The 21,508-nt window shown below is 50.6% G+C and carries 16 protein-coding genes, 3 tRNA genes and 4 rRNA genes; 10 read left to right on the forward strand and 13 right to left on the reverse strand.

Translation table 11 applies throughout. The annotated features are described in order from the left end of the window. Window positions 1-2 precede the first annotated feature (2 nt). The 6 genes from WN16_RS01165 to WN16_RS01190 all read left to right on the forward strand — a co-directional run bounded on the left by WN16_RS01165 (window position 3) and on the right by WN16_RS01190 (window position 8,224). Window positions 3-3,116, forward strand: coding sequence for an efflux RND transporter permease subunit (locus tag WN16_RS01165; protein ID WP_044701353.1), 3,114 nt, complete (start codon window positions 3-5; stop codon window positions 3,114-3,116). A gap of 270 nt (window positions 3,117-3,386) precedes the next feature. Then, a complete protein-coding gene (locus tag WN16_RS01170; protein ID WP_003025292.1) occupies window positions 3,387-3,608 on the forward strand; it encodes a lipoprotein in 222 nt (73 codons plus the stop codon). 460 nt (window positions 3,609-4,068) lie between these two features. Further along, window positions 4,069-5,094: an amino acid ABC transporter substrate-binding protein gene (locus WN16_RS01175; protein ID WP_044701355.1), complete on the forward strand. Its 1,026-nt coding sequence runs from the start codon at window positions 4,069-4,071 to the stop codon at window positions 5,092-5,094. A 69-nt stretch (window positions 5,095-5,163) separates the two neighbouring features. Next, entirely contained in the window at window positions 5,164-6,345 is a 1,182-nt protein-coding gene (locus WN16_RS01180; protein WP_044701356.1) for an amino acid ABC transporter permease, read from the forward strand. Between the two features lie 9 nt (window positions 6,346-6,354). Then, window positions 6,355-7,458: an amino acid ABC transporter permease gene (locus tag WN16_RS01185; protein WP_044701358.1), complete on the forward strand. Its 1,104-nt coding sequence runs from the start codon at window positions 6,355-6,357 to the stop codon at window positions 7,456-7,458. Window positions 7,459-7,465: 7 nt separating this feature from the next. Further along, window positions 7,466-8,224 (forward strand): amino acid ABC transporter ATP-binding protein, encoded by a 759-nt coding sequence (locus WN16_RS01190; protein ID WP_003025300.1) that lies wholly within the window; start codon window positions 7,466-7,468, stop codon window positions 8,222-8,224. Between the two features lie 88 nt (window positions 8,225-8,312). On the opposite strand, the gene rrf (WN16_RS01195) is transcribed toward WN16_RS01190, so the two are convergent. From rrf (WN16_RS01195) to WN16_RS01225, 7 genes are all read right to left on the reverse strand, one after another. Then, window positions 8,313-8,428, reverse strand: a 5S ribosomal RNA gene (gene rrf, locus WN16_RS01195). A gap of 38 nt (window positions 8,429-8,466) precedes the next feature. Then, window positions 8,467-8,542, reverse strand: a tRNA-Thr gene (locus WN16_RS01200). 14 nt (window positions 8,543-8,556) lie between these two features. Continuing rightward, window positions 8,557-8,672: ribosomal RNA gene (rrf, locus tag WN16_RS01205) — 5S ribosomal RNA — on the reverse strand. Between the two features lie 90 nt (window positions 8,673-8,762). Further along, window positions 8,763-11,670: ribosomal RNA gene (locus WN16_RS01210) — 23S ribosomal RNA — on the reverse strand. A 208-nt stretch (window positions 11,671-11,878) separates the two neighbouring features. Then, window positions 11,879-11,954: transfer RNA gene (locus tag WN16_RS01215), tRNA-Ala, on the reverse strand. Between the two features lie 108 nt (window positions 11,955-12,062). Beyond that, window positions 12,063-12,139 (reverse strand) — tRNA-Ile (locus WN16_RS01220). 71 nt (window positions 12,140-12,210) lie between these two features. Further along, window positions 12,211-13,752 (reverse strand): 16S ribosomal RNA (locus WN16_RS01225). The 16S, 23S and 5S rRNA genes sit together here with 3 tRNA genes alongside, the layout of an rRNA operon. 471 nt (window positions 13,753-14,223) lie before the next feature. Here WN16_RS01225 and WN16_RS01235 point away from each other — a divergent pair. Then, entirely contained in the window at window positions 14,224-14,778 is a 555-nt protein-coding gene (locus WN16_RS01235) for a gamma carbonic anhydrase family protein (RefSeq protein WP_003031171.1), read from the forward strand. Here WN16_RS01235 and WN16_RS01240 read toward each other — a convergent pair. From WN16_RS01240 to dprA, 6 genes are read right to left on the reverse strand one after another with little or no spacing between them, the layout of a single operon-like run. Continuing rightward, window positions 14,754-15,011, reverse strand: a complete 258-nt coding sequence (locus WN16_RS01240; protein ID WP_044702712.1) for a DUF1488 domain-containing protein — start codon at window positions 15,009-15,011, stop codon at window positions 14,754-14,756. The genes WN16_RS01235 and WN16_RS01240 overlap by 25 nt on opposite strands. Then, a complete protein-coding gene (gene aroE / locus WN16_RS01245; protein ID WP_003842160.1) occupies window positions 15,008-15,829 on the reverse strand; it encodes a shikimate dehydrogenase in 822 nt (273 codons plus the stop codon). Before aroE ends, WN16_RS01240 begins: the two co-directional genes overlap by 4 nt. Window position 15,830: 1 nt before the next feature. Continuing rightward, window positions 15,831-16,403 (reverse strand): L-threonylcarbamoyladenylate synthase type 1 TsaC, encoded by a 573-nt coding sequence (gene tsaC, locus WN16_RS01250; RefSeq protein WP_003031166.1) that lies wholly within the window; start codon window positions 16,401-16,403, stop codon window positions 15,831-15,833. Window positions 16,404-16,407: 4 nt separating this feature from the next. Continuing rightward, window positions 16,408-16,950, reverse strand: a complete 543-nt coding sequence (locus WN16_RS01255; RefSeq protein ID WP_003842156.1) for a type I DNA topoisomerase — start codon at window positions 16,948-16,950, stop codon at window positions 16,408-16,410. Between the two features lie 26 nt (window positions 16,951-16,976). Beyond that, complete coding sequence (gene smg, locus WN16_RS01260) at window positions 16,977-17,450, reverse strand: DUF494 family protein Smg (RefSeq protein WP_003031162.1); 474 nt, start codon at window positions 17,448-17,450, stop codon at window positions 16,977-16,979. Beyond that, window positions 17,422-18,546, reverse strand: a complete 1,125-nt coding sequence (gene dprA, locus WN16_RS01265; RefSeq protein WP_003842154.1) for a DNA-protecting protein DprA — start codon at window positions 18,544-18,546, stop codon at window positions 17,422-17,424. The genes smg and dprA overlap by 29 nt, the downstream gene beginning before the upstream one ends. A 129-nt stretch (window positions 18,547-18,675) precedes the next feature. Between dprA and def the strand changes: the two genes are divergently transcribed. Genes def through rsmB form a run of 3 tightly spaced genes read left to right on the forward strand, consistent with a single transcriptional unit; the run spans window position 18,676 to window position 21,488 of the window. After that, the gene (gene def / locus WN16_RS01270) at window positions 18,676-19,185 is read left to right on the forward strand and encodes a peptide deformylase (protein ID WP_003031159.1); all 510 of its coding nucleotides are present in this window, start codon (window positions 18,676-18,678) and stop codon (window positions 19,183-19,185) included. 14 nt (window positions 19,186-19,199) lie between these two features. Beyond that, window positions 19,200-20,147, forward strand: a complete 948-nt coding sequence (gene fmt, locus WN16_RS01275) for a methionyl-tRNA formyltransferase (RefSeq protein ID WP_003845229.1) — start codon at window positions 19,200-19,202, stop codon at window positions 20,145-20,147. A gap of 51 nt (window positions 20,148-20,198) precedes the next feature. Continuing rightward, entirely contained in the window at window positions 20,199-21,488 is a 1,290-nt protein-coding gene (rsmB, locus tag WN16_RS01280; protein WP_044702716.1) for a 16S rRNA (cytosine(967)-C(5))-methyltransferase RsmB, read from the forward strand. Window positions 21,489-21,508: the final 20 nt, after the last annotated feature.

A 21,508-nucleotide genomic window follows, 5' to 3' on the forward strand; every position in this document is an offset into this window, starting at 1 on the left:
ACATGGCTAACTTTTTTATCAGGCGTCCTATCTTTGCCTGGGTACTGGCTATCATTCTGATGATGGCGGGTGCTCTGGCAATCATACAACTGCCCGTGGCACAGTACCCGACCATTGCGCCTCCTGCGGTCGCCATTTCTGCCACCTATCCTGGTGCAGATGCGCAGACGGTTCAGGATACAGTCACGCAGGTTATCGAACAGAATATGAATGGTATCGATAACCTGATGTATATGTCCTCCACCAGCGACTCGGCCGGGAGTGTGACTATTACGCTGACTTTCCAGTCCGGTACCGATCCCGATATCGCGCAAGTACAGGTGCAAAATAAACTGCAGCTCGCCACTCCGTTACTGCCGCAAGAAGTTCAGCAGCAAGGGATCAGCGTCGAGAAATCGAGTAGCAGCTTTTTGATGGTCGCGGGTTTTGTTTCTGACAACCCCCAAACCACACAGGATGACATTTCCGACTACGTCGCTTCGAACGTTAAAGACTCAATCAGCCGTCTGAATGGCGTGGGTGACGTGCAGCTGTTTGGTGCACAGTACGCCATGCGCATCTGGCTGGATGCAAACTTATTGAACAAATATCAGCTCACGCCGGTTGATGTGATCAATCAGTTGAAGGTACAGAACGATCAGATTGCCGCAGGTCAGTTAGGGGGGACGCCTGCATTACCTAACCAGCAGTTGAACGCCTCTATCATTGCGCAAACGCGACTGAAAGACCCTGAAGAGTTCGGGAAAGTGACTTTACGCGTGAACAGCGATGGTTCGGTTGTTCACCTGAAAGACGTCGCGCGTATCGAGTTGGGTGGGGAAAACTACAACGTCGTGGCGCGTATTAACGGTAAGCCTGCATCCGGCCTTGGGATCAAGCTGGCAACCGGGGCAAACGCGCTGGATACCGCGAACGCTATCAAAGCCAAGCTGGTTGAACTGCAACCATTCTTCCCGCAGGGAATGAAGGTGGTCTACCCATACGACACGACGCCGTTTGTGACCATCTCCATTCATGAAGTGGTAAAAACGCTGTTTGAAGCGATCGTGCTGGTGTTCCTGGTCATGTATTTGTTCCTGCAAAACATCCGGGCAACGCTCATTCCAACCATCGCTGTCCCCGTCGTATTGTTGGGCACATTCGCCGTACTTGCCGCGTTTGGCTACTCGATAAACACCCTGACGATGTTCGGCATGGTGCTCGCCATCGGTCTATTGGTCGATGATGCGATAGTGGTGGTGGAAAACGTGGAACGCGTGATGATGGAAGATAATCTGCCGCCTAAAGAGGCGACGGAAAAGTCCATGTCACAAATACAGGGAGCACTGGTTGGTATTGCCATGGTGCTGTCTGCGGTATTTATCCCGATGGCCTTCTTTGGCGGTTCAACTGGGGCTATCTATCGGCAGTTCTCCATTACCATCGTTTCCGCCATGGCGCTTTCTGTACTGGTAGCGCTGATCCTGACTCCTGCGCTTTGTGCAACATTGTTGAAGTCGGTATCGGCTGAGCATCACGAGAAAAAAAGCGGTTTCTTTGGCTGGTTTAATGCCAAATTCGATCACAGCGTCAATCACTATACCAATAGCGTCAGCGGTATTGTGCGTAAAACAGGGCGTTACCTTGTCGTCTATCTGATCATCGTGATCGGAATGGCGGTTCTGTTTATGCGCCTGCCGACCTCTTTCCTGCCAGAGGAGGATCAGGGTGTGTTTATGACAATGATTCAACTTCCGGCAGGAGCTACGCAAGAGCGCACCCAGAAAGTACTGGATCAAGTTACTCAGTACTACCTGACCAATGAGAAAGCTAACGTCGAAAGCGTCTTCACGGTTAACGGTTTTAGCTTCAGCGGTCAGGGGCAAAACTCAGGTCTGGCATTCGTTAGCCTCAAGCCCTGGGATGAACGTAGCGGCGAGGAAAATAGTGTTGAAGCGGTCATTGCACGCGCCACACGCGCGTTCAGCCAGATCCGCGATGGGTTAGTCTTCCCCTTCAATATGCCCGCTATTGTTGAACTGGGTACCGCAACCGGCTTCGATTTTGAGCTGATCGATCAGGGCGGTCTGGGGCATACTGCGTTGACGCAAGCGCGTAACCAACTACTGGGAATGGTGGCTAAACACCCCGATCTGTTGGTTCGCGTTCGTCCTAACGGACTGGAAGATACTCCGCAGTTTAAGCTGGATGTTGATCAGGAGAAAGCACAGGCACTGGGGGTATCGCTGTCGGATATCAACGAAACTATCTCCGCATCACTGGGCGGCTATTACGTCAATGACTTTATTGACCGCGGTCGTGTGAAAAAAGTGTACGTTCAGGGGGATGCAAAATACCGCATGCTGCCAGCGGACATCAATAATCTGTATATCCGCAGCTCCAATGGCGAAATGGTTCCGTTCTCTGCGTTCAGTGCATCACATTGGATTTATGGTTCACCGCGACTGGAACGTTACAACGGTATGCCATCCATGGAAATACTGGGCGAAGCGGCACCAGGGCGAAGCACTGGTGAAGCAATGGCGCTGATGGAAAGTCTGGCGGAAAAACTGCCGAATGGTATTGGTCATGACTGGACGGGTATGTCTTATCAGGAAAGGCTGTCGGGTAACCAGGCGCCTGCGCTGTATGCCATCTCGTTAATCGTAGTATTCCTTTGCCTTGCCGCATTGTATGAAAGCTGGTCTATTCCTTTCTCGGTGATGCTGGTTGTACCGCTCGGTGTTGTAGGCGCATTGTTAGCCGCATCACTGCGCGGGATGAATAACGATGTGTATTTCCAGGTTGGCTTACTAACCACTATCGGCCTCTCGGCTAAGAACGCCATCCTGATCGTCGAGTTTGCCAAAGACCTGATGGATAAAGAAGGCAAGGGGTTGATTGAAGCGACGCTGGAGGCATCGCGTATGCGTCTTCGTCCTATCCTGATGACATCCCTGGCCTTTATTCTGGGGGTTATGCCTCTGGTTATCAGTCACGGAGCAGGTAGTGGTGCACAGAATGCGGTCGGTACAGGTGTTATGGGAGGAATGCTGACCGCAACATTGTTGGCTATCTTCTTCGTCCCCGTCTTCTTTGTTGTCGTGAGACGGCGTTTTAGTCGGCACAACGATTAATTTGTAAAATAAAGGCGTCTACGGACGCCTTTTTTACCTACGATGCTCCTCTTTATTTATTAGTAAGATAGCCATGTATTTCATTTAAACTATCCCTCTAAACTCGCCTACGACCTTTCTTTTTATCCATTATTTTTACAATCCACATGAATTGAGATTATTCCTCATGTCAGTCCTTTTTTAAGAAGTGGTAAAATAATCACCGAGTTCGCAGATGGCTTAGCGTTTGTCTTTGCTTAATTAGCGAAACGCTTATTTTGAGGTAACACCATGAAAAGATTAATATCCGTTGCATTGCTTACCGCATTCCTGGCTGGCTGTGCACACGATTCTCCTTGCGTACCTGTATACGACGATCAGGGGCGCCTGGTTCATACCAATACCTGTATGAAAGGCACTACCCAGGATAACTGGGAAACAGCCGGAGCCATCGCCGGTGGTGCTGCAGCCGTTGCCGGACTAACACTTGGGATTGTCGCCCTGACCAAATAAATCATCTCAAAAGCGCGGTTATTACCGCGCTTTGAGCACTAAGCATAAAATCTACATATAAGACAAAATGTTGCTTAATAGCGACTGACATATAATAAAATTATTATAGATTTCCCTCACACATCCACGATTTAAAATTAGCATTTTTTCTGTTTTTCGTTACACCACAGTTTCTTTTCATTATTCTCACGCCATTAATATTAACGCCAGAAATCGTTATCACGCGTCCTGTCTGATTTTTAAATTTTTTGCGCCGAAATGTGGCTTACGTTTCAATTTTGCACCACTTCAGGGCGCTGCATTTATTTTTTCCTGTCTACACTCTGCATATTGCGTCAAATAATCAGGCGCAAAAAACTGGCACTACCTTTGCTTAAAAGAGTATGGCCAAAGCCACAGACAGGTAAAAGACGTTTTCAGAACGTTTCCATAACAATAATTCCTCCACACAGGATGCTCTATGAAAAAGATGATAATCGCCAGCCTGGCTGCGGCCGGCGTGCTGCTTGCTGTTGCAAATCAGGCGCATGCCGGCGCAACACTTGATGCCGTAAAGAAAAAAGGGTTTGTGCAATGTGGGATCAGCGACGGCTTGCCTGGCTTTTCTTATGCCGATGCAAGCGGCAAGTTCTCGGGTATTGATGTTGATATATGTCGTGGCATTGCCTCCGCCGTATTTGGCGATGATAGCAAAGTAAAATATACCCCGCTCACCGCCAAGGAACGCTTTACTGCATTACAGTCTGGTGAAGTCGACATGCTCTCTCGTAATACCACGTGGACCTCCTCTCGTGATGCCGGTATGGGTATGTCCTTCACTGGCGTAACGTATTATGACGGCATTGGTTTTCTTACCCACAATAAAGCAGGTCTGAAGAGCGCTAAAGAGCTGGATGGCGCAACGGTCTGTATTCAGGCGGGAACCGATACCGAACTGAACGTGGCCGACTACTTTAAAGCCAACAATATGAAGTACACCCCCGTCACCTTTGACCGCTCGGATGAATCAGCCAAAGCTCTGGAATCTGGACGTTGCGATTCGCTGGCTTCCGACCAGTCTCAGCTGTATGCCCTACGCATCAAGCTGAGCAATCCTGCGGAGTGGATCGTCCTGCCAGAAGTTATTTCTAAAGAACCGCTGGGACCTGTCGTACGTCGTGGGGACGATGAGTGGTTCTCCATTGTTCGCTGGACGCTGTTCGCCATGCTGAATGCGGAAGAAATGGGTGTTAACTCGAAAAACGTCGATGAAAAAGCGGCTAATCCGGCAACTCCGGATATGGCTCACCTGTTGGGTAAAGAAGGGGATTATGGCAAGGATCTGAAGCTTGATAACAAATGGGCCTACAACATTATCAAGCAGGTTGGTAACTATTCGGAGATCTTTGAACGTAACGTTGGATCGGAAAGTCCGCTGAAGATCAAACGTGGACAGAACAACCTCTGGAATAACGGTGGCATCCAATATGCGCCACCGGTGCGCTAATGCGTAGTGATGTAACGGGCGCCGCAACTGCGGCGCTCAGCCCAGAGTCATAGTTACTGAGGTTTTCTTATGTTCCATCGCCGCTCAACCGTAAAAGGATCGTTATCCTTTTCTAACCCTGCGGTCCGCGCCTGGTTATTTCAAATACTCGCCGTCATTGCGGTTATCAGCATTGCGGTCTATCTCATTCATAACACGATAAATAACCTGAACAATAGCGGTATTACCTCGGGGTTTTCTTTTCTCGATCGCAGTGCCGGATTTGGTATTGTCCAGCATCTGATTGATTACGAGCAAGGCGATACGTATGGTCGTGTCTTTGTGGTCGGCCTGCTCAATACACTATTAGTTTCTGCATTGTGTATTGTTTTCGCATCAATTCTCGGTTTCTTTCTCGGACTGGCACGCCTGTCAGATAACTGGTTATTGCGAAAACTCTCGACGATCTACATCGAAACGTTCCGCAATATACCGCCGTTGCTGCAGATCTTCTTCTGGTATTTCGCTGTATTACGTAACCTGCCCGGCCCACGCCAGGCTGTTAACGCACTGGATTTGATGTTCCTGAGTAACCGGGGGCTCTATATACCAGCCCCGCAAATGGGAGAAGGTTTTTTTGCCTTTTGCACCACTGTCGTTATCGCTATTGTCGTCACCATCGGATTATTTCGCTTCAACAGAATGCATCAAACCAAAACCGGCCAACTACGTCGGACCTGGCCCATGGCTCTGGCGTTGATCGTACTTTTACCGGTGATTTCACAGTGGATGTTTGGCGCTGCGCTTCACTGGGACATTCCCGCGCTTCGTGGTTTTAACTTCCGTGGCGGTATGGTGCTTATTCCCGAACTGGCGGCACTGACTCTGGCGCTTTCGGTGTACACCTCGGCATTTATTGCAGAAATTATTCGGGCGGGAATTCAGGCCGTTCCTTATGGCCAACATGAAGCGGCACGCTCGCTGGGTCTGCCAAATCCGGTGACACTACGCCAGGTAATCATCCCACAGGCGCTACGCGTCATCATTCCCCCTCTGACCAGCCAGTACCTGAATATCGTCAAGAACTCTTCTCTTGCGGCCGCCATTGGCTATCCGGACATGGTTTCACTGTTTGCCGGCACGGTACTCAATCAAACAGGGCAAGCCATTGAAACGATCGCCATCACTATGTCGGTATACCTGATCATTAGTCTGAGTATTTCTTTGCTGATGAATATTTATAACCGCCGTATTGCACTGATTGAGCGCTAAGGAGCCATGATGACAAAAACCCTGCTGTCTCACCCCTCACGCCAGCGCAGTAATCCGGCAAGCCGCAGCCTACTCTGGGTACGTAAAAACCTGTTCTCCAGTTGGTCAAATAGCCTGCTCACCCTACTATGCATATGGCTGATTTGGTCATTTCTTCCGCCACTGTTGAACTGGGTATTCTTTCAAGCCAACTGGGTAGGTTCAACCCGAGCAGACTGCACCAAAGCCGGAGCCTGCTGGGTGTTCATTCATGAACGCTTCGGGCAATTCATGTATGGACTTTATCCCCACGATCAGCGCTGGCGTGTAAATCTGGCCCTGATAATTGGTTTGCTGTCTATCGTTCCCATGTTCTTGAAAACAATCCCGCATCGTGGCCGCTATATCGCCGTCTGGGCCGTCGTTTATCCAGTGGTGGTTTGGTGGCTGATGTACGGGGTTTTTTTCGGGCTGGAGCGCGTAGAAACCCGGCAGTGGGGTGGATTAACACTGACGCTAATTATCGCATCCGTGGGGATTGCAGGCGCGCTTCCATGGGGCATTTTACTGGCGCTGGGACGTCGTTCCCATATGCCAGTCGTGCGGGTTTTATCCGTCATTTTCATTGAGTTCTGGCGCGGTGTGCCGTTGATTACCGTTCTGTTTATGTCCTCGGTCATGCTTCCTCTGTTTATGTCCGAAGGAACCAGTATCGACAAGCTTATCCGGGCCCTGGTCGGCGTTATTCTTTTCCAGTCGGCCTATGTCGCAGAAGTGGTTCGCGGAGGGTTACAAGCCCTACCAAAAGGTCAGTATGAAGCCGCTGAATCACTTGCGTTAGGATACTGGAAAACTCAGGGGCTGGTCATTCTTCCGCAAGCCCTCAAGCTGGTTATCCCTGGCCTGGTTAACACGATTATCGCCCTGTTCAAGGATACCAGTCTGGTCATTATCATCGGTCTGTTTGATCTCTTCAGTAGCGTGCAGCAAGCAACTGTGGACCCTGCGTGGCTGGGTATGTCGACAGAAGGATATGTTTTCGCTGCACTGATTTACTGGATCTTCTGTTTCAGTATGTCGCGTTACAGCCAACATCTGGAAAAACGTTTTAACACCGGGCGTACACCGCACTGAGGAATTTATGAGCCAATTATTAATGCCGTCTACCGACGCGATGATTACGCTGGAAAACGTCAACAAATGGTACGGACAGTTTCACGTCCTGAAAAACATCAACCTGAAGGTAAAACAGGGAGAGCGCATCGTATTATGCGGGCCTTCCGGTTCGGGTAAATCGACAACTATCCGCTGTATTAACCATCTGGAAGAGCATCAACAAGGACGCATTGTGGTGGATGGGATTGAACTCAATGAAGACATACGCAATATTGAGCGCGTCCGACAAGAAGTTGGCATGGTCTTTCAGCACTTTAATCTCTTTCCTCATTTAACTGTCCTACAAAACTGCACACTGGCGCCTATCTGGGTGCAAAAGATGCCGAAAAAAGAGGCTGAAGTACTGGCAATGCACTACCTCGAGCGGGTCCGCATTGCCGAACATGCGCATAAATATCCCGGGCAAATCTCTGGTGGACAACAACAGCGCGTGGCCATTGCACGCTCGCTGTGTATGAAACCCAAAATCATGTTATTTGATGAACCCACATCAGCGTTGGATCCTGAAATGGTAAAAGAAGTGCTGGATACCATGATAGGTCTGGCACAATCGGGCATGACCATGCTATGTGTAACCCATGAAATGGGCTTTGCCCGCACAGTAGCTGACCGGGTGATCTTTATGGATCTTGGCGAGATTGTGGAACAGGCACCACCGGATGAGTTTTTTGCTCACCCCAAATCTGAACGCACTCGTGCGTTTTTATCGCAGGTTATTCATTAAAGCCATATGCCGGATACAGTTCCGGCTTATTTCCGCGTATAAACGCAAAAAGGCCATCCTTTCGGATGGCCTTTCGCTTTTATTTGATGTCTGGCAGTTCCCTACTCTCGCATGGGGAGACCCCACACTACCATCGGCGCTACGGCGTTTCACTTCTGAGTTCGGCATGGGGTCAGGTGGGACCACCGCGCTACAGCCGCCAGACAAATTCTTTTCTAAGTGCCGAACTTTAACCGAAAAACTGGTGCTGATACCCAGAGTCGAACTGGGGACCTCACCCTTACCAAGGGTGCGCTCTACCAACTGAGCCATATCAGCACACTAAATTTGATGCCTGGCAGTTCCCTACTCTCGCATGGGGAGACCCCACACTACCATCGGCGCTACGGCGTTTCACTTCTGAGTTCGGCATGGGGTCAGGTGGGACCACCGCGCTACAGCCGCCAGGCAAATTCTGTTATTAACCCGCTTTTCGCCGGTTAATGTAATCTGTATCAAGCTGAATGTCGTCTCTTCGCCAAAACATCTTCGGCGTTGTAAGGTTAAGCCTCACGGTTCATTAGTATCGGTTAGCTCAACGTATCGCTACGCTTACACACCCGACCTATCAACGTCGTCGTCTTCAACGTTCCTTCAGGAGACTTAAAGTCTCAGGGAGAACTCATCTCGGGGCAAGTTTCGTGCTTAGATGCTTTCAGCACTTATCTCTTCCGCATTTAGCTACCGGGCAATGCCATTGGCATGACAACCCGAACACCAGTGATGCGTCCACTCCGGTCCTCTCGTACTAGGAGCAGCCCCCCTCAATTCTCCAGCGCCCACGGCAGATAGGGACCGAACTGTCTCACGACGTTCTAAACCCAGCTCGCGTACCACTTTAAATGGCGAACAGCCATACCCTTGGGACCTACTTCAGCCCCAGGATGTGATGAGCCGACATCGAGGTGCCAAACACCGCCGTCGATATGAACTCTTGGGCGGTATCAGCCTGTTATCCCCGGAGTACCTTTTATCCGTTGAGCGATGGCCCTTCCATTCAGAACCACCGGATCACTAAGACCTGCTTTCGCACCTGCTCGAGCCGTCACTCTCGCAGTCAAGCTAGCTTATGCCTTTGCACTAACCTCCTGATGTCCGACCAGGATTAGCTAACCTTCGTGCTCCTCCGTTACTCTTTAGGAGGAGACCGCCCCAGTCAAACTACCCACCAGACACTGTCCGCAACCCGGATTACGGGTCCACGTTAGAACACCAGCCATTAAAGGGTGGTATTTCAAGGATGGCTCCATGCAGACTGGCGTCCACACTTCAAAGCCTCCCACCTATCCTACACATCAAGGACCAGTGTTCAGTGTCAAGCTATAGTAAAGGTTCACGGGGTCTTTCCGTCTTGCCGCGGGTACACTGCATCTTCACAGCGAGTTCAATTTCACTGAGTCTCGGGTGGAGACAGCCTGGCCATCATTACGCCATTCGTGCAGGTCGGAACTTACCCGACAAGGAATTTCGCTACCTTAGGACCGTTATAGTTACGGCCGCCGTTTACCGGGGCTTCGATCAAGAGCTTCTCCTTACGGATAACCCCATCAATTAACCTTCCGGCACCGGGCAGGCGTCACACCGTATACGTCCACTTTCGTGTTTGCACAGTGCTGTGTTTTTAATAAACAGTTGCAGCCAGCTGGTATCTTCGACTGATTTCAGCTCCATGAGTAAATCACTTCACCTACATATCAGCGTGCCTTCTCCCGAAGTTACGGCACCATTTTGCCTAGTTCCTTCACCCGAGTTCTCTCAAGCGCCTTGGTATTCTCTACCTGACCACCTGTGTCGGTTTGGGGTACGATTTCGTGTTACCTGATGCTTAGAGGCTTTTCCTGGAAGCAGGGCATTTGTTACTTCAGCACCGTAGTGCCTCGTCATCACACCTCAGCGTTAAAAAGGTACCGGATTTACCTGGAACCTCCGCCTACATGCTTAAACCGGGACAACCGTCGCCCGGCTAACATAGCCTTCTCCGTCCCCCCTTCGCAGTAACACCAAGTACAGGAATATTAACCTGTTTCCCATCGACTACGCCTTTCGGCCTCGCCTTAGGGGTCGACTCACCCTGCCCCGATTAACGTTGGACAGGAACCCTTGGTCTTCCGGCGTGCGGGTTTTTCACCCGCATTATCGTTACTTATGTCAGCATTCGCACTTCTGATACCTCCAGCATGCCTCACAGCACACCTTCAACGGCTTACAGAACGCTCCCCTACCCAACAACACATAGTGTCGCTGCCGCAGCTTCGGTGCATGGTTTAGCCCCGTTACATCTTCCGCGCAGGCCGACTCGACCAGTGAGCTATTACGCTTTCTTTAAATGATGGCTGCTTCTAAGCCAACATCCTGGCTGTCTGTGCCTTCCCACATCGTTTCCCACTTAACCATGACTTTGGGACCTTAGCTGGCGGTCTGGGTTGTTTCCCTCTTCACGACGGACGTTAGCACCCGCCGTGTGTCTCCCGTGATAACATTCTTCGGTATTCGCAGTTTGCATCGGGTTGGTAAGTCGGGATGACCCCCTAGCCGAAACAGTGCTCTACCCCCGAAGATGAATTCACGAGGCGCTACCTAAATAGCTTTCGGGGAGAACCAGCTATCTCCCGGTTTGATTGGCCTTTCACCCCCAGCCACAAGTCATCCGCTAATTTTTCAACATTAGTCGGTTCGGTCCTCCAGTTAGTGTTACCCAACCTTCAACCTGCCCATGGCTAGATCACCGGGTTTCGGGTCTATACCCTGCAACTTAACGCCCAGTTAAGACTCGGTTTCCCTTCGGCTCCCCTATACGGTTAACCTTGCTACAGAATATAAGTCGCTGACCCATTATACAAAAGGTACGCAGTCACACCCAAAAGGATGCTCCCACTGCTTGTACGTACACGGTTTCAGGTTCTTTTTCACTCCCCTCGCCGGGGTTCTTTTCGCCTTTCCCTCACGGTACTGGTTCACTATCGGTCAGTCAGGAGTATTTAGCCTTGGAGGATGGTCCCCCCATATTCAGACAGGATACCACGTGTCCCGCCCTACTCTTCGAGTTCACAACCTGTGCATTTTGGTGTACGGGACTATCACCCTGTACCGTCGGACTTTCCAGACCGTTCCACTAACACACAAGCTGATTCAGACTCTGGGCTGCTCCCCGTTCGCTCGCCGCTACTGGGGGAATCTCGGTTGATTTCTTTTCCTCGGGGTACTTAGATGTTTCAGTTCCCCCGGTTCGCTTCATTACGCTATGTATTCACGTAATGATAGTGTGACGAATCACACTGGGTTTCCCCATTCGGAAATCGCCGGTTATAACGGTTCATATCACCTTACCGACGCTTATCGCAGATTAGCACGTCCTTCATCGCCTCTGACTGCCAGGGCATCCACCGTGTACGCTTAGTCGCTTAACCTCACAACCCGAAGATGTTTCTTTCGATTCATCATCGTGTTGCGAAAATTTGAGAGACTCGAACACACCATTTTTCATTTCTTATTACGGAGAAATGAAACAGTGTGTCGTTTCAATTTTCAGCTTGATCCAGATTTTTAAAGAGCAAAACTTCGCAGTGAACCTTTTCAGGTACACTCTGAAGTTTTCTTGTGTTTTTGCAGTAAAGATGGTGGAGCTATGCGGGATCGAACCGCAGACCTCCTGCGTGCAAGGCAGGCGCTCTCCCAGCTGAGCTATAACCCCATCGTAAATGCTAATCTCTGTACCCTAATTCGTTTCCGGGCAAGGCGCGGTGGTGCGAAGCATACTAAAGTATGCGAGCATCGCCGTAACACAGCACGGAAGCGAATTTGGTAGGCCTGAGTGGACTTGAACCACCGACCTCACCCTTATCAGGGGTGCGCTCTAACCACCTGAGCTACAAGCCTGCAGAGATTTTCTTACTGCTAATTTTCATCAGACAATCTGTGTGAGCACTACAAAGGCAGGTTCTTTAAGGTAAGGAGGTGATCCAACCGCAGGTTCCCCTACGGTTACCTTGTTACGACTTCACCCCAGTCATGAATCACAAAGTGGTAAGCGCCCTCCCGAAGGTTAAGCTACCTACTTCTTTTGCAACCCACTCCCATGGTGTGACGGGCGGTGTGTACAAGGCCCGGGAACGTATTCACCGTGGCATTCTGATCCACGATTACTAGCGATTCCGACTTCATGGAGTCGAGTTGCAGACTCCAATCCGGACTACGACATACTTTATGAGGTCCGCTTGCTCTCGCGAGGTCGCTTCTCTTTGTATATGCCATTGTAGCACGTGTGTAGCCCTACTCGTAAGGGCCATGATGACTTGACGTCATCCCCACCTTCCTCCAGTTTATCACTGGCAGTCTCCTTTGAGTTCCCGGCCGGACCGCTGGCAACAAAGGATAAGGGTTGCGCTCGTTGCGGGACTTAACCCAACATTTCACAACACGAGCTGACGACAGCCATGCAGCACCTGTCTCAGAGTTCCCGAAGGCACCAAAGCATCTCTGCTAAGTTCTCTGGATGTCAAGAGTAGGTAAGGTTCTTCGCGTTGCATCGAATTAAACCACATGCTCCACCGCTTGTGCGGGCCCCCGTCAATTCATTTGAGTTTTAACCTTGCGGCCGTACTCCCCAGGCGGTCGACTTAACGCGTTAGCTCCGGAAGCCACGCCTCAAGGGCACAACCTCCAAGTCGACATCGTTTACGGCGTGGACTACCAGGGTATCTAATCCTGTTTGCTCCCCACGCTTTCGCACCTGAGCGTCAGTCTTTGTCCAGGGGGCCGCCTTCGCCACCGGTATTCCTCCAGATCTCTACGCATTTCACCGCTACACCTGGAATTCTACCCCCCTCTACAAGACTCTAGCCTGCCAGTTTCGGATGCAGTTCCCAGGTTGAGCCCGGGGATTTCACATCCGACTTGACAGACCGCCTGCGTGCGCTTTACGCCCAGTAATTCCGATTAACGCTTGCACCCTCCGTATTACCGCGGCTGCTGGCACGGAGTTAGCCGGTGCTTCTTCTGCGAGTAACGTCAATCACTAAGGTTATTAACCTTAATGCCTTCCTCCTCGCTGAAAGTACTTTACAACCCGAAGGCCTTCTTCATACACGCGGCATGGCTGCATCAGGCTTGCGCCCATTGTGCAATATTCCCCACTGCTGCCTCCCGTAGGAGTCTGGACCGTGTCTCAGTTCCAGTGTGGCTGGTCATCCTCTCAGACCAGCTAGGGATCGTCGCCTAGGTGAGCCGTTACCCCACCTACTAGCTAATCCCATCTGGGCACATCCGATGGCAAGAGGCCCGAAGGTCCCCCTCTTTGGTCTTGCGACGTTATGCGGTATTAGCTACCGTTTCCAGTAGTTATCCCCCTCCATCGGGCAGTTTCCCAGACATTACTCACCCGTCCGCCACTCGTCACCCAAGGAGCAAGCTCCTCTGTGCTACCGTTCGACTTGCATGTGTTAGGCCTGCCGCCAGCGTTCAATCTGAGCCATGATCAAACTCTTCAATTTAAGTTTGATGCTCGTGAATTAAACTTCGTAATGAATTACGTATGTTCACTCAGAGACTTGGTATTCATTTTTCGTCTTGCGACGTTAAGAATCCGTATCTTCGAGTGCCCACACAGATTGTCTGATAAATTGTTAAAGAGCAGTTGCGACGCGCTTTAGCGCTCTGTCGCGAGGTGGCGTATATTACGCTTTCCTCTTTCAGAGTCAACCCTCATTTTCAGGTTTTTCTCTTCAACCGAACCAGCTGTTTGCGTGAAGTGATTCACATCCGCCGTGTCGATGGAGGCGCATTATAGGGATCCCATTTTTTAGCACAAGTGTTTTTTGGATCTTTTTTGCTGAATGCTTGTTTTTCACCCCTTTCGCTACATTCCTGCGCAATTTGACTGATTTTTGATAGCTAAACCACTTGCACAGTCTCAATAATCCAACCAAAGTCTTCATTACTGCTCTATTTTCGTTGAGGTAAACATGTCTGATGTACTGCGTCCTTATAAGGATCTTTTCCCACAGATCGGAAATCGCGTGATGATCGACACCAGTAGTGTCGTCATTGGTGATGCTCGTTTAGCTGATGATGTCGGAATCTGGCCACTGGTTGCCATTCGTGGCGACGTTAACTATGTACAAATTGGTGCCCGTACAAACATCCAGGACGGCAGCGTTCTCCATGTCACGCATAAATCCACGTCTAATCCGCAGGGTAATCCACTGATCGTGGGTGAGGACGTTACGGTTGGTCATAAAGTCATGCTACACGGCTGTATCATTGGCAACCGTGTATTAGTCGGCATGGGATCGATTCTGCTGGATGGCGTAGTCGTAGAAGACGACGTTATGATTGGGGCTGGTAGCCTGGTTCCACAAAACAAACGCCTGGAAAGCGGATATCTGTACCTGGGAAGCCCGGTTAAGCAAATCCGTCCATTAAGCGATGAAGAGAAAGCAGGCTTACAATATTCAGCTAACAACTATGTTAAGTGGAAAGACGAGTATTTAAGTCAGAGTAACCACACCCAACCTTGAGCATCTTCCTGCTGGGCCTGGATCAATGCTTCAGCTTCTTCTTCCAGATCCCAGCGATGCTGTTGAAATATTTCCAACCACTGCTCAGGCGTGTCGCCGCCAAAGCGGGACGCCATAATCTCTCCAGATATGGCACATGTTAACTGCATACCATGAACCATCGCTGGAAACACAACGGCGTTAACATCCGTGCACCATTCTTCCCGATCGGGAAACTGGATCGCCTGATTCATGCCGACAATTCCTGTTGCATGCTTTTTATGACAGGCTCCACCTGTGGCAAAACGCCATGCCAAAGTAAAACTGCATGCGCAGCCTGCCCCACCAGCATCCCCAGGCCATCGGCATAATGTTTCGCCCCATGCGAAACACACCAGGAAAGAAACGGTGTGTTCCCTTTCTGATAAAACATGTCATAACAATAGACCGAAGGGTGGATAAGAGATGCTGGAATAGCTGGTATCTCACCGCTCATTCCGCTGGATGTGGCATTGATGATCAAATCAAAACTGCAATTTTCAAGATCGTCCATTCCCACCGCCTGCACGCTGCCGGTGTGGGAGAAGATTTGTGCCAGTTCTTCAGCACGCGAAGCGGTACGGTTAACAATAGTCACCGCACAATCCATAGAAAGAAGAGGTAATAAAACTCCACGGGATGCACCACCCGCACCAATCAGCAGAACTCGCGATCCGGGATGAATGAAAGATAAACGCTCAAGATCGCTTAATAAGCCGATACCATCCGTGTTGTCTCCCAGTAAACGCCCATCCTCCAGCCGTTTAAGGGTGTTGACCGCTCCAGCAAGCGATGCCCGCTCCGTTAGTTCATCAGCACGTGCAAACGCCTCTTCTTTAAAAGGCACAGTGACATTTGCCCCCTTCCCGCCCTCAGCAAAAAAAGCGTTCAGTGTATTCACAAAATCATTGATGGGCGCCAGTACACGCCCATAGGAATGATCAATCTTCAACTGCTCTGCAAATTGCTGATGAATAAAGGGCGATTTACTGTGCGCTATCGGATTACCAAAAACAGCATAGGCTTCTTTCATATTACCCCTGTCGAAACTGTTCACCCGTCAGAGCATCACGGATCTCCGAAGGATTCAAACGGCCTCCGGTCTCCCCCTCAACCACAGGAAAGTCTGTACCAAACTGCGCACGGACTTCCTCAACCGTTCTGCAAGGCGGTAAGCCACTCAGATTAGCACTGGTAGAGACTAATGGTTTGCCATAAGCCTGGCACAATGCAACCACCAGCGGATGATCGGTGACACGCACGGCCAGCGAGTCAAAACGACCGGTCAACCAACGAGGCGTAGTCGCGGGCGCCGGGAAAACGAAAGTAACAGGCCCAGGCCAACGGGCGAACACAGCCTCACGTTGGGCCTCGGTGAGCATGCTATCGTCGATATAGGGTTTAAGCTGGTCAAAGCTTGCCGCAATCAAAATTAAACCTTTATCGACTGGGCGTTGTTTTAACTCTAACAGACGGGTAACAGCCGTTTCGCTGTCGGGATCGCAACCGACACCGAAAACAGCTTCAGTTGGATAGGCGATGACTTTTTCTTGTTTCAGAACCGCTATCGCCGCAGCGATAGCGTCTGTGGGCAGGTTATTATTCACTTTTTTATTCCGCCGAAATCGGCTTTCCACATTGTTTACTGGCACAGAAATGCTTCACACCCTGTGCGGTTTTCTTTTCGATGAGAAGCGGATAATGACACTCAGGACATTCTCCGGATAACGGTTTGAAGTTAATGACAAACTGGCACTCCGGATAGCGATCGCAGGAGTAGAAGGTTTTGCCATAACGGGAACGCCGCTGGACAAGATGACCAGTCTGGCATTGAGGACAGACTATTGCTGTTTCATCAGGCTTGTCGATGAGCTCGGTGTGATCGCACGCAGGATAGTCACTGCATCCAATGAACATACCGAATCGTCCCTGTCTCAGCACCAGCTCAGCGCCACATGCAGGACAAAGCTTACCCTCCAGAACTTTGACAATATGTCCGTCCGCGGAAGATTTCAGCGGACGGATGTAATCGCATTCTGGATAGTGTGAACAACCGAGAAACGGACCGTGTTTCCCGGAACGAATAACCAATTCAGCCCCGCATTGTGGGCAGGGCTCATTTTTACGCACCGTGAACAGTGCTGATTTAGCCATAACAACTCATACTGAATGAAGATTGATTAATGCAGCATACCTTCATTCACTTCAAAGAGTAATTCTTCCATTTGCTGATAGGCATTTTCACAACCTGGAATGTTGAATAGCACCATCAGGATTACCCACTTCAGGTCTTCCAGATCGAACTCTGCCGTATCCAGCGCGAGTACACGCTCAATGACCATTTCTCGCGTTTCGAGGTTTAGCACCTGAATCTGCTCCAGGAATAGCAGGAATCCTCTACAGCTTGCATCCAGTCGATCGCACTCTTCCGCAGTATAAATACGTATAGAAAGAGGGTCAGATGCCAGTTGCATAGGTTCAGCAAGGCCATCCTGATAGTCAGCAAGCTTTTCCAGCCAAAGTAACGCGTTGTAAATGTCTTCACGATCAAAACCAGCGTCGGTAAGATCCCGTTCCAGTTTGTCCTGATCCACACGCAGCTCAGCTTCGTTATGGATATATGTCTCAAACAAATACATTAGTACGTCGAACATGGCATGCCCTCCTCAATCGGACATAGCCGCCGGGTACAGCTGCGATCCACCCTGCTAACTCCAGTTCGAGCAGTTGAGCCACTACCTCTGGCACAGGTTGGCCGGCACGTTCAGCGACGACGTCAACAGGTGTTACCTCATCTCCTACGTTAGCCAGGAGCTCCGGAAATGGCAATGCCACCTCTTCGTGATCTGGCGAATAAATTGATTTTTCAGGTTCATCTGGCAACCATTGCAGCCCATATTGCAAATTTTCAAGAATTTCCTCTGGTGTCGTCACAAGCATAGCTCCCTGCTGAATTAGCCAATGCGGGCCTTCACTTCCCGGGCTCCCAATCGGCCCTGGTAAAGCAAACACCTCCCGCCCTTGTTCCAGTGCACAGCGAGCAGTAACCAGTGACCCGCTACGCTGTGCAGCTTCGACGACCAGTACACCTTTACTTAGACCACTGATAATGCGATTTCGTCGGGGAAAATTGCGTGGCAAAGGGAGCGTATCTAATGGGAACTCAGACACCAGTGCACCACCTGCCTCAATCAGTCGCTGAGCAAGACGGATATGCTGTCGTGGGTGAATGGTCTCAAGTCCATTTCCCAGCACCGCAATACTTGTGCCTTGTCGGTTTATCGCAGCACTGTGTGCCACGCCATCAATTCCTCGGGCCAGACCGCTGGTGATCGTCACACCACATGCTGCAAGCTTTTCACAAAACAATCGCCCCCAGCGTTCGCCATACCAGGAGTGCTGTCTGCTGCCGACAACGGCCACCTGGAACGAGCGAAGACATGCGGGATTTCCTGCGACAAAAAGCACCCCAGGATAATCCTCAATCGCACGGAGCTGTGGCGGGTAATGCTCGCTGTCGGCAACCACAAAATGGTGGTTAGGCTGTTCAAGCCAACGCAACGTTTTTTCCAGCGTCAGATCCGAAAAGGTTAAAAAGCGCCTTGCCTGGCGGGGAGAGAATCCTGCCTGCAGGAGTACCGCGTTGCTAATCGACGGTTGAGTATTGAGCCAGTGGGCAATGCGCACCATCTCATCACCATACAGTTCATTCACTTGCGCTAAACGTAGCCAAATTTCGATTTGGGTCATCCTTGTCCCCCTGCCACAAGCAGTCCTGGCAATCTTTGCGATTGGTCACTGATGCTGTCAATCAGAGGGGGTTTTGTCTAGAATAGAGGTAATAATCTTTTCAACTCCTGAACACAACTCTGGATAACTATGTCAGTTTTGCAAGTGTTACATATTCCGGACGAGCGCCTTCGCAAAGTCGCAAAACCGGTCGAAGAAGTGAATGCAGAAATTCAGCGCATCGTTGATGATATGTTCGAAACGATGTATGCCGAAGAAGGTATCGGCCTGGCAGCAACACAGGTCGATATTCATCAGCGCATCATCGTTATTGATGTCTCTGAAAACCGCGACGAGCAGTTGGTACTCATTAACCCAGAGCTGCTGGAAAAAGACGGCGAAACCGGCATTGAAGAAGGCTGTCTGTCGATTCCTGAACAGCGTGCGTTAGTACCACGCGCAGAGAAAGTAAAAATTCGTGCGCTCGATCGCAACGGCAAATCTTTTGAACTGGAAGCCGATGGCCTACTGGCTATCTGCATTCAACATGAAATGGATCACCTGGTCGGTAAACTGTTTATCGATTATCTGTCTCCGTTGAAGCAACAACGTATTCGTCAGAAAGTTGAAAAACTCGACCGCCTGAACGCCCGAGCTTAAGGACAAGAATCAACGTGTCAGACTCACTACGTATTATTTTTGCGGGTACACCTGACTTTGCAGCGCGTCATCTCGACGCGCTGTTGTCTTCTGGACACAACGTCGTTGGCGTGTTTACCCAACCGGACCGCCCGGCGGGACGCGGTAAAAAGCTGATGCCCAGCCCGGTCAAAGTGCTGGCGGAAGAAAAAGGGATTCCGGTTTTCCAACCTGTCTCTCTTCGCCCTCAGGAAAACCAGCAGCTGGTTGCTGATTTACGCGCAGACGTGATGGTGGTGGTGGCATATGGCCTGATTCTGCCAAAAGCCGTACTGGAAATGCCGCGTCTGGGTTGTATCAACGTTCACGGCTCCCTGCTTCCACGCTGGCGTGGTGCAGCACCGATCCAGCGCTCACTGTGGGCAGGTGACACCGAAACAGGTGTAACCATCATGCAGATGGATGTTGGCCTCGACACCGGAGATATGCTGCTTAAGCTGTCTTGCCCGATTACGGCAGAAGATACCAGCGGTTCGTTATACGATAAGCTGGCAGATTTGGGGCCGCAGGGGCTGATTGAAACGCTAAAACAGCTGGCTGCCGGCACAATAAACCCGGTGGTACAAGATGAATCACTGGTTACGCATGCAGAAAAACTCAGCAAAGAAGAGGCCCGTATCGACTGGTCGCTTTCAGCTGTTCAATTGGAACGCTGCATCCGCGCCTTTAACCCATGGCCAATGAGCTGGCTTGAAATCGACGGTCAACCAGTGAAAGTCTGGCAAGCTTCGGTTATTGCGGAAAACACCCAGGCTGCGCCAGGCACCATTCTGGAGGCAACAAAGCAGGGTATTCAGGTCGCCACGGGTGACGGCATCCTGAATCTCGTCTCTTTGCAGCCTGCCGGTAAAAAAGCCATGAGCGCGCAGGATCTGCTTAATTCACGCCGGGAATGGTTTGTACCCGGTAACCGTCTGGTCTGACGGTTCATCTCTTTAAGCCCGGTGTTTCCGGGCATTTTTATTTTTGCGCTTATGAAAAAACATCTTAATTTACGCAGTATGGCGGCCCAAGCCGTCGAACAGGTTGTCGAAAAAGGACAGTCATTAAGCAACGTGCTGCCCGCCATGCAGCAAAAAGTTGCAGATAAAGACAAAGCGCTGTTGCAGGAACTTTGCTTCGGCGTATTGCGTACACTCTCTCAACTGGAATGGATGATCCAGCAACTCATGGAACGTCCAATGACGGGCAAACAGCGCACCGTTCACTACCTGATCATGGTGGGCTTCTACCAACTTCTGCATACTCGTATTCCAGCACACGCCGCGCTGGCTGAGACAGTAGAAGGCGCGGTTGTCATTAAGCGTCCGCAACTGAAAGGGCTGATCAACGGCGTGTTGCGCCAGTTTCAACGCCGTCAGGATGAACTGCTGGCCGAGTTTGCGCAAAGCGATTTGCGCTTCTTACACCCCTCCTGGCTGGTGAAACGTATTAAAAGTGCGTATCCGCAGCAGTGGGAAGCTATTCTTGAAGCCAATAACCAGCGACCGCCGATGTGGCTACGCGTCAATCGTAATCACCATACTCGCGACGCCTGGATAGACCTGCTTACCGCAGCGGGATTAACCGGTTTCCCGCATCCAGACTACCCGGATGCAGTGCGTCTGGAAACACCGGCTCCAGTTCACGCCCTCCCTGGTTTTGACGAAGGTTGGGTCACCGTTCAGGATGCTTCTGCTCAGGGGTGCGTTAAATATCTACTGCCGAAAGATGGCGAGCAGATTCTCGACCTATGCTGCGCGCCGGGCGGTAAAACGACGCACATTCTGGAAGTTGCTCCGCAAGCTAACGTCATGGCCGTCGATGTGGATGAAAAACGCTTATCGCGCGTTTACGACAATCTGAAACGTCTGGGCATGAAGGCAACCGTAAAACAGGGTGATGGTCGATATCCACAACAATGGTGTGGCGAACAACAGTTTGACCGTATTTTGCTGGATGCTCCGTGTTCTGCCACCGGCGTTATTCGTCGCCATCCAGACATCAAATGGCTGCGCCGCGACCGGGATATTGCCGAACTTGCGCAGCTGCAGGCCGAGATCCTGAATGCAACCTGGTTACATCTTAAACCTGGCGGCACGCTGGTTTATGCAACGTGCTCTATCCTGCCAGAAGAAAACCAGCAGCAAATTACCGCCTTCCTGGCACGCACGCCGGATGCGGTATTAAGCGAAACCGGTACGCCGGAAAAACCCGGACGTCAGAATTTACCGGGTGCGGAAGATGGCGATGGCTTCTTTTACGCTAAGCTAATCAAAAAGTGATGAGATAACGGGTCGCGACT

The organism is Citrobacter sp. ABFQG (assembly GCF_004322975.1).
Classification (GTDB): Bacteria; Pseudomonadota; Gammaproteobacteria; order Enterobacterales; family Enterobacteriaceae; genus Citrobacter; species Citrobacter freundii.

What these genes read in the sequence shown, in the direction of transcription:
- WN16_RS01165 (WP_044701353.1), top strand. Translation starts at nt 3, where the DNA reads ATGGCTAACTTTTTTATCAGGCGTCCTATCTTTGCCTGGGTACTGGCT.
- WN16_RS01170 (WP_003025292.1), top strand. Translation starts at nt 3,387, where the DNA reads ATGAAAAGATTAATATCCGTTGCATTGCTTACCGCATTCCTGGCTGGC.
- WN16_RS01175 (WP_044701355.1), top strand. Translation starts at nt 4,069, where the DNA reads ATGAAAAAGATGATAATCGCCAGCCTGGCTGCGGCCGGCGTGCTGCTT.
- WN16_RS01180 (WP_044701356.1), top strand. Translation starts at nt 5,164, where the DNA reads ATGTTCCATCGCCGCTCAACCGTAAAAGGATCGTTATCCTTTTCTAAC.
- WN16_RS01185 (WP_044701358.1), top strand. Translation starts at nt 6,355, where the DNA reads ATGACAAAAACCCTGCTGTCTCACCCCTCACGCCAGCGCAGTAATCCG.
- WN16_RS01190 (WP_003025300.1), top strand. Translation starts at nt 7,466, where the DNA reads ATGAGCCAATTATTAATGCCGTCTACCGACGCGATGATTACGCTGGAA.
- WN16_RS01235 (WP_003031171.1), top strand. Translation starts at nt 14,224, where the DNA reads ATGTCTGATGTACTGCGTCCTTATAAGGATCTTTTCCCACAGATCGGA.
- WN16_RS01240 (WP_044702712.1), bottom strand. Translation starts at nt 15,011, where the DNA reads ATGAATCAGGCGATCCAGTTTCCCGATCGGGAAGAATGGTGCACGGAT.
- aroE (WP_003842160.1), bottom strand. Translation starts at nt 15,829, where the DNA reads ATGAAAGAAGCCTATGCTGTTTTTGGTAATCCGATAGCGCACAGTAAA.
- WN16_RS01255 (WP_003842156.1), bottom strand. Translation starts at nt 16,950, where the DNA reads ATGGCTAAATCAGCACTGTTCACGGTGCGTAAAAATGAGCCCTGCCCA.
- smg (WP_003031162.1), bottom strand. Translation starts at nt 17,450, where the DNA reads ATGTTCGACGTACTAATGTATTTGTTTGAGACATATATCCATAACGAA.
- dprA (WP_003842154.1), bottom strand. Translation starts at nt 18,546, where the DNA reads ATGACCCAAATCGAAATTTGGCTACGTTTAGCGCAAGTGAATGAACTG.
- def (WP_003031159.1), top strand. Translation starts at nt 18,676, where the DNA reads ATGTCAGTTTTGCAAGTGTTACATATTCCGGACGAGCGCCTTCGCAAA.
- rsmB (WP_044702716.1), top strand. Translation starts at nt 20,199, where the DNA reads ATGAAAAAACATCTTAATTTACGCAGTATGGCGGCCCAAGCCGTCGAA.